This window comes from Arhodomonas sp. AD133 (genome assembly GCF_051195215.1).
Classification (GTDB): Bacteria; Pseudomonadota; Gammaproteobacteria; order Nitrococcales; family Nitrococcaceae; genus Arhodomonas.
On sequence record NZ_JBNAZM010000017.1, the window covers coordinates 61,312 to 75,423 of the forward strand.

Below are 14,112 nucleotides of genomic sequence, written 5' to 3' on the forward strand. Positions count from 1 at the left end.
GAGTTGGACATGGGTGATACCGCTGTGGAAGAGCTTTCGCCGGAGGAGGTTTCCGAGCGCCTCGCTGCCGGACGCGTGTTGCTGATCGACGTGCGCGAGGCGACCGAGTACCAGGCCGAACGCATCCCCGGGGCATTTCTCTACCCGCTGAAGACATTCGACCCGGCCGCGATCCCGGCGGACGACCACCGTGAGGTGATCTTCCACTGCGGCAGCGGCATGCGCTCCGCCGACGCCGCCAGGCGCTGTCTGAACGCGGGCCGGCGGAAAGCGGTCCACATGAGCGGCGGGCTCAAGGCCTGGAAAGCGGCTGGCCTGAAAGTGATCGCGATCGACCCGGCCACCGGCGAGCCTGTGGGCGCGTAAGCGCCAGCAGCAAACCCAAAAGCTCCAAAGTGGAATGTCTTGAGCGGCGTACGCCGTGCCACAGGCGCGCCGCTGATGGGCAGGTCCGGGGTTCAGGTTTCGCGTCCGGGTTCGAAATCGGCGATCGCGGTGCCATTGCCGCCAGCGTCCGCCGCTTCCCGCCGCCCGAAACGCGGACTTGATACCCTGATCCCGAACCCCGAAACACGGCCCTCTGAACCCTACCTCCCGACACTTGCAACTTGAATCTTTCCTCTTTCGACTCCCTCTTCCTTCCCTATCGTCAAGCAGTTACCTGACGTCACGTCATTGCTGCAGCGCAACTTGACTTCCCCATAGCGGCATTTCAAGACTGCACGCGACAATCCGTTCAACATTGCAGGCGTGTCACGCTGGCGGCGGCCCTATCCGGCCGTCAGCCGGCCCGTCGTCGCGGCGCGGGTCCAAAAGACCACTGTGTCGTCGCAGCGACCGCCCCCGGGGAGGAGAGCGGGGGGTGACGTTGGCATACAACGGCAGGGAGATCCCCTCATGGCCATTGCGAACGTCCGCCTGGACGACAAATACGCCCTGGAGACTGGGCGAATCTATCTCACCGGCATTCAGGCTCTCGTGCGTCTGCCGCTGATGCAGCACGCCCGGGACGTTGCCAACGGTCTCGACACCGCCGGATTCATTTCCGGCTACCGGGGGTCGCCGCTCGGCGGTTTCGACCAGGCACTCTGGCAGGCCAAAGCCTTTCTCGACGAGCACCATGTCCACTTCAAGCCGGCGGTCAATGAAGACCTCGGCGCCACCGCGGTCTGGGGAAGCCAGCAGGTCAATCTGTGGCAGGGGGCGCGCGTTGATGGCGTCTTCGGCCTGTGGTACGGAAAAGGCCCGGGCGTTGACCGCACCGGCGACGTGTTCAAGCATGCCAACGCCGCCGGCAGCGCCCGGTACGGCGGCGTGCTGGCCGTGGCGGGCGACGATCACGGCTGCAAGTCGTCGACGCTGCCGAGCCAGTGCGAGTACTCGTTCATGGACGCCGGCATACCCGTGCTCAATCCCGCTGACGTCCAGGACGTGCTCGATCTCGGGCTGATGGGCTGGGCCCTGTCTCGCTACAGCGGCTGCTGGGTCGGATTCAAGATCATCGCCGACACCGCCGACGCCTCGGCTTCCGTCGCCGTCGACCCGGAACGCGTGCACATCCATCTGCCCAAGGACTTCTCTCTCCCCGAGGAGGGGCTCAACATCCGCTGGCCGGACCGGCCAATGACCCAGGAGAACCGACTGCACCGCGACAAAATCGCGGCGGCCCTGGCATTCGCCCGTGCCAACACGCTGGACCGAACCGTCATCGCCCCCCAACACCCACGCCTGGGCATCGTCACCACCGGCAAGGCCTATCTGGACGTGCTCCAGGCGCTCGCCGACCTCGGCATCGACGAGCACGAAGCCCGCGGCCTCGGCATCGCGCTGTACAAGGTCACCATGCCCTGGCCCCTGGAGCCACAAGGGCTGCGCGCCTTTGCGAGCGGCCTCGAGGAGCTGCTGGTGGTCGAGGAGAAGCGAGGTGTCATCGAGGACCAGATCCGCAGCCAGCTCTACGAGTGCCCGGATGCGGAACGCCCCCGCATCGTCGGCAAACGGGATGAGCGCGGGGACTGGCTGCTGCCGTCCGCCGGTGAGCTGGACGCCGCCGTCGTCGCCGAGGTCATCGCTTCCCGGCTGTGCCGCTTTCACGACAGCGCCGCGCTTCAGCGGCGCCTGCGCGCCATTACCGAGGCACGCGCGAGTGCAGAGCGCGAGCCGACCCTGCTCGAACGTGTGCCCCACTTCTGCTCCGGCTGCCCGCACAACACCTCCACCCGGGTACCCGAGGGCAGCCGCGCCGTGGCGGGGATCGGCTGTCACTACATGGCCACCTGGATGGACCGGGAAACCGAAACGTTCACCCACATGGGCGGCGAAGGCGTGACCTGGGTCGGCCAGGCACCGTTCACCGAGCAGCGCCATGTCTTCGCCAACCTGGGCGACGGCACCTATTTCCATTCCGGCCTGATGGCCATACGTGCGGCGGTATCCGCCGGCGTGAACATCACCTACAAGATCCTCTACAACGACGCGGTAGCCATGACCGGCGGCCAGCACGTCGACGGTGAGCTCTCGGTGCCGGAGATCACCCGCCAGCTCGCCGCCGAAGGCGTGGGACGCACCGTGATCGTCAGCGACGAGCCCGAGAAGTACGACGGCGCTCAGGGACTCGCCAACGGCGTCACTGTCCACCACCGCCGCGAACTCGATGCCCTGCAACGGGAGCTACGCGAGACCCCGGGCTGCACCGCGCTCATCTACGATCAAACCTGCGCCGCCGAAAAGCGCCGCCGGCGCAAACGCGGCATTGCTGCTGATCCGCCCAAGCGGGCATTCATCAATCAGCGGGTCTGCGAGGGCTGCGGTGACTGCAACGCCAAGTCCAACTGCCTCTCGGTTATCCCGCGGGAGACCGAATTCGGGCGTAAACGGGCCATCGACCAGCAGCAGTGCAACAAGGACTTCTCCTGCGTCGACGGCTTCTGCCCGAGCTTCGTGACCGTGCACGGCGGCGAGCTACGCCGCCCCGAGGGGGTGAGCGTCGACACGCCCTTCGAGGTGCTGCCCGAACCGGAGCGTCCGTCACTGGAGCGACCATTCAACCTGCTCGTCACCGGGGTGGGCGGCACTGGTGTCGTCACCATCGGGGCGCTGCTCGGCATGGCCGCGCATTTGGAAGGCCGCGGCGTCGGCGTACTGGACATGACCGGTCTCGCCCAGAAGTACGGAGCCGTCGTGAGTCACGTCCGCGTGGGCGCCGATCCCGACGCCGTGCATGGTCCACGCATCCCCCTGGGCGAGGCCGACGTGCTGCTCGGTTGCGATCTGGTGGTCGCCGCCGGCGCCGACACGCTCTCCCGCCTCGACCCGAAGCGGGCCGCCGCGGTGGTCAATACACACCGTGTCATGCCCTCGGGTTTCACCCGGGACCCGGATCTGCCCTTCCCCACCGATGGCATGTCGACTGCGATCCAGCGGCACACCCGGGACGACGCCAGCCATTTCCTCGACGCTACCCGACTTGCGGAAGGCCTGCTCGGCGACGCCATCATGGCCAACCTGTTCATGGTGGGCTTCGCCTACCAACAGGGACTCATTCCGCTGTCAGCGGATGCCATCGACCGCGCGATCGAGCTGAACGGCGTCGCGGTGCAGGCCAACCGCCAGGCTTTCCTCTGGGGCCGGCGTGCTGCCCATGACCGCAGGCGCGTGGAACACCTCGCCAGCCCCGCGCAGGCGGCGCCGGACATCGCCGACACCCTCGACGAGGTAATTCGCCGGCGCCGCGATTACCTCGTGGGTTATCAGGACGAAGGGTATGCTCAGCGCTACGAGGCCCTGGTGGAGCGCGTGCGCGCAGTTGAAGCGAAACGACTGCCCCAGAGTCAGGCGCTAACCGAGGCGGTCGCCCGTTACTACTTCAAGCTGCTCGCCTACAAGGACGAGTACGAGGTAGCCCGTCTGTACACCGATGGTGACTTCGAACGTGAGCTGCGCGAGACCTTCAGCGGCGACTTCAAGCTCGAGCTGCACCTCGCCCCACCCATTCTCACACGCGTTGACCCGGCCACCGGCGAACCCCGCAAGCGGGCCTACGGTCCGTGGATTTTCAAGCTCTTCCGGGTCCTGGCGAAGATGAAGCGTCTGCGAGGCACGGCACTGGACGTGTTCGCCTATACGGCGGACCGCAAGCTGGAACGGCAACTGTTGCACGATTACGAAGCGTTGGTGGAGGAGCTTATCGAAGGGCTCGAGACCGCCAATCACGGCTACGCCGTGGAGCTGGCCGGACTGCCGGAACACATCCGCGGCTATGGGCACGTCAAAGCCGCCGCGGTGGAGAAAGCGCGGGCCCGCCAGACGGAGCTCCTCGCCCTCTTCCGGCATCCACCGCGACGAGTAGCGGCATAACCGGGCCGTGGCGAAGACGCCCCTCCCAACACGAAGGGTTGGATGGTCGTCATGCCACGATGAACCCGCATAGGCCTTGCCTGAGGTAACACAGTGCCGGCACCCGCGCGATCTCGTGCCCGGGTGCCGGCTACCGTGATCTTCCTCGCCTTCGTCCCCATTGTGTTTCGCATTTGCCGGGCAATCGTCGCGTCCCGACGATTCCTCCTCCGACGCGGCCTACGCGGTGGTCAACGGTTCATCGCGTGGTATTCGGGGTTGGGCATCATATCCACGCCGGAAGCGACACGATTGGTCATGTTGAACAGCCCGGTCACCGCGGCGATATCCCAGATATCGCGATCACTGAACCCCGCCTCGCGCAATTCGGCACGGTCTTCCTCCCCGATTTCCTCCGGGTGCTCGGTGAGGTAGGCGGCGAAATCGAGCATCGCCAGATGGCGCGGATGCAGTTCGGCAGCACGGTAATTCATCACCAGCAGCTCCCCGAGCTTGGGGTCGTCGGAAAGCGCGCGCACGGCCTGTCCATGAGCGACCAGACAATAGAAACAACGGTTTATCGCGGAGACCACCACCGCAATCATCTCGCGCTCGAGCTTCGTGAGCCCGGAATCGCCGAGCATGATCTCGTTGTAGAAGTTGACGAAGTTGCGCAACTTGCCCTGATCGAAGCTGTACGCCCGCAGCACGTTGGGCACCAGCCCGAGTTTCTCCTGGCAGACCTCGATATAGCGGCGCATGTCCTCGTCGAGCGCTTCGGGCTCGGGCAACGGTAAATCGAGGGCGGTAACGTAATCCGGCTGTGACATGGCGGCATTCCTCCCGGTCGCGGCCGCGTGGTTCGCGGCAGGCCGATTGAATAGACTATGAATGATGTGCCTGCTTCTTGTTCCCGTGCTGCTCGCACTGATTGGCGGATGGATCTACCTCGGCGGGTGGCTGGCCACTACACTCGCCTCCACAGACGCCACCACACTCTCGGCCGCGGCCTGGAGCGTGGCATTGGCTCACCTCGCCGTGGTCACGATCGCGGTTGCCATGATCCGCGCCCGACGCGAGGGCCGCGCTGCCACGATACCGGCGGTGGCACTTGTGGCAAGCACCTGTGCGCTTTCGAGCTGGTGTGCCGGCATCACCGTCAGTGCCTCGCTGGCCGTGGCTGCAGCCGGCGCAGCGGCCACCGTCGCCCTGTCCGGTATCATGCGCCGGAGAGCACGCGCACGCCCGTGACTGCCGCCAGGCCCAACAGAATGACCCCGGTAAGACGGTCCACCCAGTGCGCATTACGGCGCAACCAGTCGAGCACTCGCCCACGTGAGAGCGCGACGGCCACGAGGGCGTACCAACCGCCATCGATGACGGTCGCCGTCGCCCAGAAGATCGCGGTTTCCGTTATCCCCATGTCCGCGTGCACGAACTGACTGAAAAGGGCGAGGAAAAACACCGCGATCTTGGGGTTGAGAAAGGCGATGAGGAAACCGTCACGCGCCGCGGCGAACACGCCGCCGGCCATTGCCGGCCCGTCCGTGTTCACAGTGCCGGCGCTCGCATGTACCGCCCGCCAGCCGAGCCAGGCAAGATATGCCGCGCCGGCAAGCGCAAGCCCCTGGTAGAGCAAAGGATGCGCCACCAGCACCGCGGCAAGACCGAGCGTGGTCACCAACGCGTAGAAGCCCACCCCGAGCGCATGGGCCAGGGCCACTGCCACACCGTGGGCCCGCGAACGCCGCACGGTATGCCGCACGACCACCGCCAGGCTGGGGCCGGGCGACATCGCACCCATGGTGCATACTGCCGCGAGTGACAGCCATGCCGTCCAAGTCATTGACACACTCCATTGTCCGATAACCGGCGCCTCCAGCCGGACCGGGCACACGCCCGTTATTCGGCTGTCACCGGCGGCGACACGCTTACCCCCGGCCTTATCCCCAGACGCTCGGCCATGCCCGCGGCAAGCTCCAGCGCATGACGTACGTCCGGCGGCGACCGGTACCCCGTCTCCCCCGGCTCCATCCGGGCGACGGCAAGCACCCGACCCGAGGCATCGAGCCAGGCGATATCGAGCGCGAGGGCGACGTTACGCATGTGCCAGTGGGTAACACGCGCCTCGGGAAATCGAAACCAGATCGGGTTGGCGCGTACTTCCGTGGCGGGCAGGTGTTGCATGCCCTGGGCCCGTTCGTCGCTGTCGTCGGCCACGCGCACCTCGAGTGGCGCCGGACGGCCAGGCACCTCGACGAGCGCCTTCTCCATGCCCCGCCATATCGCCAGGCCCTGCGCCCGTGCCCCCTCCTCGGCCGGGCCCCAGCGCCCGAACAGCAACACGCCGCCGGCGAGAAAAGCGATCAGGGCAATGCGGGGTAAATTGCGCATAGATAGGCAGTATGCCACCGCTCGCGTCGGGCGGAAATGCGTGACGCCAGGCACGGAGAAGGCCGTCTGAAGACGGTTTCAGCCCGCGCCGGAGCGTTCGAACGCTCCCGCCCGACGCGCGGCCATGTCACCGAACAATTCCACTAATCGTCTCAGAGGTATTGTCATGCGTCCGCCGGTCTGTGCGCCACAGCGGCCCGGTGGCGGCGTTGCGCTCGCTTGACGAGACCCGGCCACGCTGGCGCGAGCGCGCCTTGCCCCCGAACCGCACAAGCGCTCTGACATGTGGCATTATCTGTGATCGGATTAGTAAGAGCGGCCGAGGACGGCGAACTGCCGAATGAGCCCGTGCATTTCGTCGACCAACGTCAACAGCCGGGCACTCGCTTCGCTCGTGGCCTGCGCTGCCTGATCGGTGGTGGTAAAGCCGTCGCTGACGCCGAGGACACTGCGGTTGATCTCTTCTGCCGTCGCACTCTGCTGTTCCGCAGCACTGGCAATACGCGTGTTCATGTCGCTGATCTCGCGCACCCGCTCCTCCGTGCGGCGAATGGCTTCCTGGGCTTCTTCGGCCCCCTGCGCGACGTTCGTGGCGGAATCACGACTGTGCGCCATGACCGTGGCAGCCTGCCCGACACCGCCCTCCAGACGTTCGATCATCCCCGCGATCTCGCCGGTGGAATCGCTCACACGCTTGGACAGCGCACGCACCTCTTCGGCGACTACCGCGAAGCCGCGACCGGTATCGCCCGCACGGGCGGCCTCGATCGCGGCATTCAGCGCCAGCAGGTTGGTCTGCTCGGAAATGCCCTGGATGACATCGAGCACTTTGCGAATGGCGTCGGTATCGGCCTTGAGTCGCTCGACGACGCCCGCGGCCTCCTCCACTTCGTCAGCCAGCCGGGTCATGGCGCTGCCCGTCTTCTCGATCACCGCACGCCCGGAGCCGGCTTCATCCACCGCGGCAGAAGCGCTGCTGGCGGCGTCGACCGTGTTGCGCGAGACTTCCTGCACCGTGGCGGACATCTCGTTCATCGCCGTCGCCACCTGCTCGGTTTCGCCACGCTGACCATCCAGTGCCGTGCGTGCCTCGGACGCAGCGCGCTCGGTGGCCTGCGCCGCCTCCTGCAGCGGCACGCTGAGGTCATTCATGCGCGTCTGCATGGCGTCGAGCTGGGAACGCTGCATCGCCAGCGCGAGCTCTACCTCAGCGGTGACATCATGGCCGCCACCGTACGTGTATTCGCCCACCGAGTTGTCGAAAACACTTCGTGCCAACTCGCTGGCACGCGACAGACGCCGGGTCGCGACCCAGGCAATCCCCCAGGCGAATACCGCCACGGCAGCGACGGCGAGAAGGCCGACAGCCGCCCCCTGGGAGACGGCAACGCCGCCCGTCAGCGCCCCGACGAGCGCGCAGCCAACAGCCACGGCGGACAGACGCCCGCGCGTTCCCACTCGTGCCCACCACGGCACCACGGACGCCCCTTTTCGCATGCGCGCGTACAGGCGCTCGGCACGAACCTTCTGCGCCGGCGTGGCCTGGCTGCGAACGGACTGATAGCCCATGTGCTCGCCTTGATGGTAGACGGGCGAGACGTAGCCGTTGACCCAATAGTAGTCGCCGTTCTTGCAACGGTTCTTTATCACGCCCATCCACTGCCGGCCGGACTTCAGGGTGTCCCAGAAGTTCTGGTAGACGGCCTCGGGCATGTCGGGGTGGCGAACGATGTTGTGGGCCTTGCGACGCAGCTCGTCTTCGTCAAAGCCCGCCACCCGGCAAAACGCCTCGTTGGCGCTCTGGATCACCCCTTTGAGATCGGTGGTGCTTATCAGCCGGTCATCGGCGTGGACCGGCTCCTCGCGGTCCGTGACCGGTTTGTTGACGCGCATGCCCTGCTCCCTATCGCCCGTACGATTCCACGAGCGGCATCGAGTGCCGCCCGAGACAGTTAACGGCAACCCGGTTAGAAACTTTATGCGTCATCATTATTGATTGGAGGTCCGGCATGCTTTCGCCGGGCTCTACAAGGTCTCCGTCACACAAGCGTGGCACCGCCGTTGTGCCTGTTACAGACGTACCGGCACCACAACGGATGCAATACGACGGCGAAACATGCCGCCGACGAAGGGACCGTAGCAGGCCCCTGGTGCGATGGAATGGTGTTGGTAACCGGTCTATGAAGGCGGGTGACAGGCGACCCGGCGGGCGCCTGTCACCCGACCCAGACCTGCGTGCCGGCCATCGCGTCCACGCGAGTGCCGGGCGCGAAGATTCCGGCGGAACTCAGGCCTCGGCCTTGGCCGTACGGCGAAGGCGGATGCCGAGCTCGCGCAGTTGCGCCTCGTCCACCTCGGCCGGCGCCTCGGTGAGCAGATCCGTCGCCGTTTGAGTCTTGGGGAAGGCCATGACGTCACGAATGGAACGCGACCCGGTCATGAGCATCACGAGACGGTCCAGCCCGAAGGCGATGCCGCCGTGAGGCGGCGCACCATACTCGAGCGCATCCAGCAGAAAGCCGAACTTCTCCCGCGCCTCACTGTCGCCGATACCTAGCAGCCGGAAGACGGCCTGCTGCATGTCCGGCCGGTGAATACGGATAGAGCCGCCACCGACCTCGGTACCATTGAGCACCATGTCATAGGCGCGGGAGAGCAACGCCTCCGGATCACTCTGTGACAGCTCATCGGGATCCTCGGCACGCGGCGAGGTGAACGGATGATGGAGCGCGTAGAGGCGCTTGTCCCCCTCGTCGTACTCGAACATGGGGAAGTCCACCACCCACAACGGCCGCCAACCCGGCTCGACGAGATCGAGATCGTGGCCGACCTTCACCCGCAGCGCGGCAAGGGACTCGTTGACCACTTTCGCCTTGTCGGCGCCGAAGAAGACGAGGTCACCGGCCTCGGCGCCGGTGCGCTCGAGAATACCGGCAACGGCGGCGTCCGGCAGGAACTTGAGGATCGGCGACTGAAGGCCATCACGCCCCTGGGACGGGTCGTTGACCTTGATATAGGCAAGCCCTTTGGCGCCGTAGCGGCCGACGAACTGAGTGTAGTCGTCGATCGCCTTGCGGGTGAGCTCACCGCCGCCGGGTACCCGCAGCGCCGTCACCCGCCCCTTGGGATCGGCGGCCGGCGCCGCGAACACCTTGAATTCGACGCCCTCCACGAGATCGGCGACTTCGACGAGCTCCAACGGTATGCGCAGATCGGGACGGTCGATGCCAAAGCGATGTACCGCCTCGGCATGGCTCATGCGCGGGAACGGCTCGGGAAGCTCTTCGCCCAGCACCTCGCGGAAAAGACCGCGGATCATGGCCTCCATGTGGCCCATGATCGCATCCTCGTCCATGAACGAGGTCTCGATGTCGAGCTGGGTGAACTCCGGCTGACGATCGGCGCGCAGGTCTTCGTCACGGAAGCAGCGTGTAATCTGGTAGTAGCGATCCATACCGCTCATCATCAGCAGCTGCTTGAATAGCTGCGGACTCTGCGGCAGGGCATAGAAGGCACCCTGATGGATACGGCTCGGCACCAGGAAATCGCGTGCGCCCTCGGGCGTCGCCCGGGTGAGCATCGGCGTTTCGATATCCAGAAAGCCGTTGTCGTCGAGGTAACGACGCAGGATGCTGGTCACACGCGCGCGAGTGCGAAGGCGCTGGTGCATTTCCGGACGACGCAGATCCACGTACCGATGACGCAGGCGCACATCCTCGCCCACGTCCGTATCATCGAGCTGGAACGGCGGCGTTTTGGCGCGGTTGAGAATTTCCAGCTCGGTGGCGTAGACCTCCACCTGTCCGGTGGGCAGGTTGGGATTCTCCGTGCCCTCGGGCCGGCGGCGTACACGGCCGCGGGCGCGCAGGACGAACTCGTTGCGCACGGTATCGGCGAGAGCGAAGGCATCCTGCTCGTCAGGATCGAAGACCACCTGCAGCAACCCTTCCCGATCCCGCAGATCCACGAAGATGATGCCGCCGTGGTCCCGCCGCCGGTGCGCCCAGCCGCAAACCTCGACCTCGGAGTCCAGAAGGCTTTCCGTGACCTCGCCACAATAGTGAGTGCGCATGAAACCGAACCGCCTGTAAGCCTTGGATAAAAAACGGAAAAGCCCGCTAGGGAAGCGCTTGCGGATTTCCCTAGCGGGCGAGGGTAGCCGAAAATGGTAAGCGGTCCACCAGGGCGGCGCAAGCGCGCCCGCGCTCAGGCGGTGTCGGCCTTGGGCGTGGACTTGGTGTCCTTGCCGCCGCCGTCTCCCTTGCTCTGCGACTTGCTCTGGGAGTCGCCGCCCGACGAGCTCTGGGACTGACCGCCACTTTGGCCATCCCCGGCGATGTTGCGGCGTTTGTCGGACTTGAAGTCGGTCTCGTACCAACCGCCGCCCTTGAGACGGAATGCCGCGGCGGAAACCCGCTTGCGCAGCTGCGAACGGCTGCACTCGGGGCAGTCGGTGAGCGGCGCATCGCTCAGCGACTGCAACGCTTCGAGCTCATGGCCACAGGCCTCACACTGATATTCGTAGATGGGCATGGTTCGTTCACCTCTGCGAAATTCCATGCGGGCCGCACACCCGCGCCAACCCGTGGGGCCGTCCGACCGCCACGGGCGTGCACGACCGTATAGATAGGGGCATATCGCAGGCGCCACAAGCGGACCGCCGTACGCGGGGGATGATACCGTAAACGGATGTGGTTCCGGCAGACCGCCTTCACAACGTCCTCGGAGGGGATGTGCACCCGCTCCAGCTACTGCTCGGCCTGTTCGTTTTCGCCTTCGTCTTCGCCCTCATTCAGGTGGGCGTGGTCACCGTGGCCTTCGACAAGCTCGGCCTCTCGGCCGGCTCGGCGATGTTGCTGCTGCTTACCTCCCTCGCCGGCAGCATGGTGAATCTTCCACTATTCATGGTCGACGCCAAGGCTGCGCGCGATCCTCGCTGGCAACGATTGCCGCAATGGCTCAATTCGCGCTTACGCCAGGTTCCCGAAGGCAAAGTGCTGATCGCGATGAACGTGGGCGGCGGCCTGGTACCAGTGTGCTTCTCCGCCTATCTGCTCGGTCAGCACTCGCTACCGCTGGGGATCGTGCTGATCGCGACGGGCATTCAGGCGGCGATCTGCTACGCCGCGAGCCGGCCAGTGCCGGGCGTCGGCATCGGCATGCCGGTATTCATCGCCCCCATCACCGCCGCGATCACGGCAATCATCCTGCAACCGGGAGCCAGTGCGCCGCTCGCCTATATCTGTGGCACGCTCGGGGTGCTGGTCGGTGCGGACCTGCTGCGCCTGCGCGATGTCAGCCGTCTCGGCTCCCCGGTCGCCTCCATTGGCGGCGCCGGCACTTTCGATGGCGTGTTCATCACCGGTATCGTCGCCGTCCTCCTCGCCTGAACGAATCGCAGCGACAATGACCACACCGCGAAGCATTCTAATCACCGGCTGCTCCAGCGGCATCGGCTACCACTGCGCGCTCTCCCTCCACGAACGTGGCTGGCGGGTCTTCGCCACGGCTCGGCGCGACGCCGATATCGAGGCACTGACCACCCTGGGGCTGGAGGCCCTGCGCCTGGATGTCGCCGATACCGATTCGATCGAGGAGGCGGTGGCGGCCGTGCTCGAGCACACCGGCGGGCGGCTGGACGCGCTGTTCAACAATGCCGGCTACGGCCAGCCCGGAGCTGTGGAGGACCTGCCGGCAGACGCCCTGCGCGCCCAGTTCGAGACCAACGTCATTGGCGCCCAGCAGCTCATCCGCGCGGTGCTGCCGGCAATGCGCACCCGGGGTCACGGGCGGATCGTCAACCACAGCTCGGTTCTGGGCATCGTGGCACTGCCGTACCGTGGCGCGTACAACGCCAGCAAGTTTGCCCTGGAAGGTCTCACCGACACGCTACGCCAGGAGCTCGCGGTGACTGCGCCCGGCATCGGCGTATCGCTCATCGAGACCGGACCGGTGCGCAGCCAATTCCGGGCCAACGCCTATCGCATGTACCAGCGCTACATCGACGCGAGCACGAGCGCCCACCGAGACATCTATGAAGCCGTGGAGCGCCGACTGGCCGGCAGCGGGGACGCCCCCTTCACCCGTGGCCCGGAGGCGGTCTGCGACAAGCTCGTCCACGCCCTCGAAGCCCCGCGCCCGCGCGCCCGCTACCGGGTGACCGTGCCCACACAACTCTTCGGCCTACTCCGGCGCATCCTGCCGACCCGCGGACTGGACGCGGCGCTGCTGCGAAGCACAGCGGCGGAGCGCCGCTGAGCGCTCACCAGGGCGCCGCCATCACGACGCGCGCCCGGATCGACCGCCGGCGGGGATCACGCTATGCCGTTTGTCGTTCGCGGTGGCGGCGCAGCGCCTCCAGCAGTGCCACGTAGTCTTCCGGCAGATTCGCTTGCCACTGCAACGTTTCGCCCGTCGCCGGGTGCGTGAGGGACAACCGCTCGGCGTGCAGGGCCTGGCGGCGAAAGCCGCGCAGGGCCTCCGTGACCGGCTCGTCCGCGCCCTCGGGCAAACGCAGTCGGGCACCATAGATCGGATCGCCGACGATAGGGTGGCGGATATGAGCCATGTGAACGCGAATCTGGTGAGTCCGCCCGCTCTCCAGCCTGCAACGCAATAGCGTATGCGCAGGAAACCGCTCCTCGATGCGGTAGTGCGTCACCGCTTCACGACCGCCTTGACGGACTGCCATACGGGTTCGGTCACGGGGATGCCGGTCAATGGGGGCATCCACGTGACCGCCGGCCGTGAATGTACCGGCAACGAGTGCCAGATACTCGCGGCCGACGGTGCGGGCCTGCAACTGATCCACCAGCGACTTGTGCGCCGCGAGCGTGCGCGCGACCACCATCAGCCCGGTGGTGTCACGGTCGAGACGGTGAACAATGCCCGAACGCGGCAACCCCGCGAGCTCCGGGGCATGGTGCAGCAGGGCATTCTGCAGGGTGCCGTCCCGGTTACCGGCGCCCGGATGCACGACGAACGCTGCGGGCTTGTTGATGACCAGCAATTGCTCGTCTTCGTAGCGTACGTCCAGCGGGATCGCCTCGGCGGTCACGGGCCCTTCGCGTTCCAATGTGGCGTCGATCACCACCGACTCGCCCCCGGCCACGGCATCCCGTGGCCGGGGCACGGCACCGTCGACCACGATAAGCCCGTCCTTCAGCCACCGTTGCAGGCGGCTGCGGGAGAACTCCGGAAACAGCTCGGCCAGCGCGCGATCCACGCGCCGACCGGCTGCGTCTTCCGGGAAGGTGGCCTCGCGGCGTACAGCTTCGAATGACGTCATAGGCGTATCCCGATTGCGGCAATGGTCCCGCTGGGCTCGGCCCCGATCGGGCCGACGCGGCGGCATTGCACCTCGCACGAATCCAACTCTCTGCG

12 protein-coding genes are annotated in these 14,112 nt (G+C 66.1%); 5 read left to right on the plus strand and 7 right to left on the minus strand.

What is annotated here, in order from left to right:
• Positions 1-9: 9 nt before the first annotated feature.
• Together ACPEES_RS11745 and ACPEES_RS11750 are read left to right on the plus strand one after the other, a co-directional pair.
• Positions 10-366 (plus strand): rhodanese-like domain-containing protein, encoded by a 357-nt coding sequence (locus tag ACPEES_RS11745; protein WP_435103680.1) that lies wholly within the window; start codon positions 10-12, stop codon positions 364-366.
• A 531-nt stretch (positions 367-897) separates the two neighbouring features.
• Positions 898-4,356, plus strand: a complete 3,459-nt coding sequence (locus ACPEES_RS11750; RefSeq protein WP_435103681.1) for an indolepyruvate ferredoxin oxidoreductase family protein — start codon at positions 898-900, stop codon at positions 4,354-4,356.
• A gap of 230 nt (positions 4,357-4,586) precedes the next feature.
• Here the strand turns inward: ACPEES_RS11750 and ACPEES_RS11755 are convergent, their stop codons facing one another.
• Positions 4,587-5,165 (minus strand): peroxidase-related enzyme, encoded by a 579-nt coding sequence (locus ACPEES_RS11755; protein ID WP_435103682.1) that lies wholly within the window; start codon positions 5,163-5,165, stop codon positions 4,587-4,589.
• 61 nt (positions 5,166-5,226) lie between these two features.
• On the opposite strand from ACPEES_RS11755, the gene ACPEES_RS11760 reads away from it, so the two are divergent.
• Complete coding sequence (locus tag ACPEES_RS11760; protein WP_435103683.1) at positions 5,227-5,586, plus strand: hypothetical protein; 360 nt, start codon at positions 5,227-5,229, stop codon at positions 5,584-5,586.
• Here the strand turns inward: ACPEES_RS11760 and ACPEES_RS11765 are convergent.
• The 5 genes from ACPEES_RS11765 to ACPEES_RS11785 form a co-directional block, all read right to left on the minus strand.
• The gene (locus tag ACPEES_RS11765) at positions 5,555-6,181 is read right to left on the minus strand and encodes a LysE family translocator (RefSeq protein WP_435103684.1); all 627 of its coding nucleotides are present in this window, start codon (positions 6,179-6,181) and stop codon (positions 5,555-5,557) included. The genes ACPEES_RS11760 and ACPEES_RS11765 overlap by 32 nt on opposite strands.
• Positions 6,182-6,237: 56 nt before the next feature.
• A complete protein-coding gene (locus tag ACPEES_RS11770) occupies positions 6,238-6,729 on the minus strand; it encodes a DUF192 domain-containing protein (RefSeq protein ID WP_435103685.1) in 492 nt (163 codons plus the stop codon).
• Between the two features lie 306 nt (positions 6,730-7,035).
• On the minus strand, positions 7,036-8,622 hold the full coding sequence (locus ACPEES_RS11775) for a methyl-accepting chemotaxis protein (RefSeq protein ID WP_435103686.1): 1,587 nt from the start codon (positions 8,620-8,622) through the stop codon (positions 7,036-7,038).
• A gap of 394 nt (positions 8,623-9,016) precedes the next feature.
• Positions 9,017-10,801 carry an aspartate--tRNA ligase gene (gene aspS, locus ACPEES_RS11780; RefSeq protein ID WP_435103687.1) on the minus strand — a complete coding sequence of 595 codons (1,785 nt, stop codon included), beginning with the start codon at positions 10,799-10,801 and terminating at the stop codon, positions 9,017-9,019.
• 134 nt (positions 10,802-10,935) lie between these two features.
• Positions 10,936-11,262, minus strand: coding sequence for an FmdB family zinc ribbon protein (locus tag ACPEES_RS11785; RefSeq protein WP_435103688.1), 327 nt, complete (start codon positions 11,260-11,262; stop codon positions 10,936-10,938).
• 200 nt (positions 11,263-11,462) lie between these two features.
• On the opposite strand from ACPEES_RS11785, the gene ACPEES_RS11790 reads away from it, so the two are divergent.
• Positions 11,463-12,119 carry a DUF1614 domain-containing protein gene (locus ACPEES_RS11790; RefSeq protein ID WP_435103689.1) on the plus strand — a complete coding sequence of 219 codons (657 nt, stop codon included), beginning with the start codon at positions 11,463-11,465 and terminating at the stop codon, positions 12,117-12,119.
• A gap of 16 nt (positions 12,120-12,135) precedes the next feature.
• A complete protein-coding gene (locus ACPEES_RS11795; protein WP_435103690.1) occupies positions 12,136-12,987 on the plus strand; it encodes an SDR family NAD(P)-dependent oxidoreductase in 852 nt (283 codons plus the stop codon).
• A 61-nt stretch (positions 12,988-13,048) separates the two neighbouring features.
• On the opposite strand, the gene rluD is transcribed toward ACPEES_RS11795, so the two are convergent.
• The gene (gene rluD / locus ACPEES_RS11800; protein ID WP_435103691.1) at positions 13,049-14,017 is read right to left on the minus strand and encodes a 23S rRNA pseudouridine(1911/1915/1917) synthase RluD; all 969 of its coding nucleotides are present in this window, start codon (positions 14,015-14,017) and stop codon (positions 13,049-13,051) included.
• Positions 14,018-14,112: the final 95 nt, after the last annotated feature.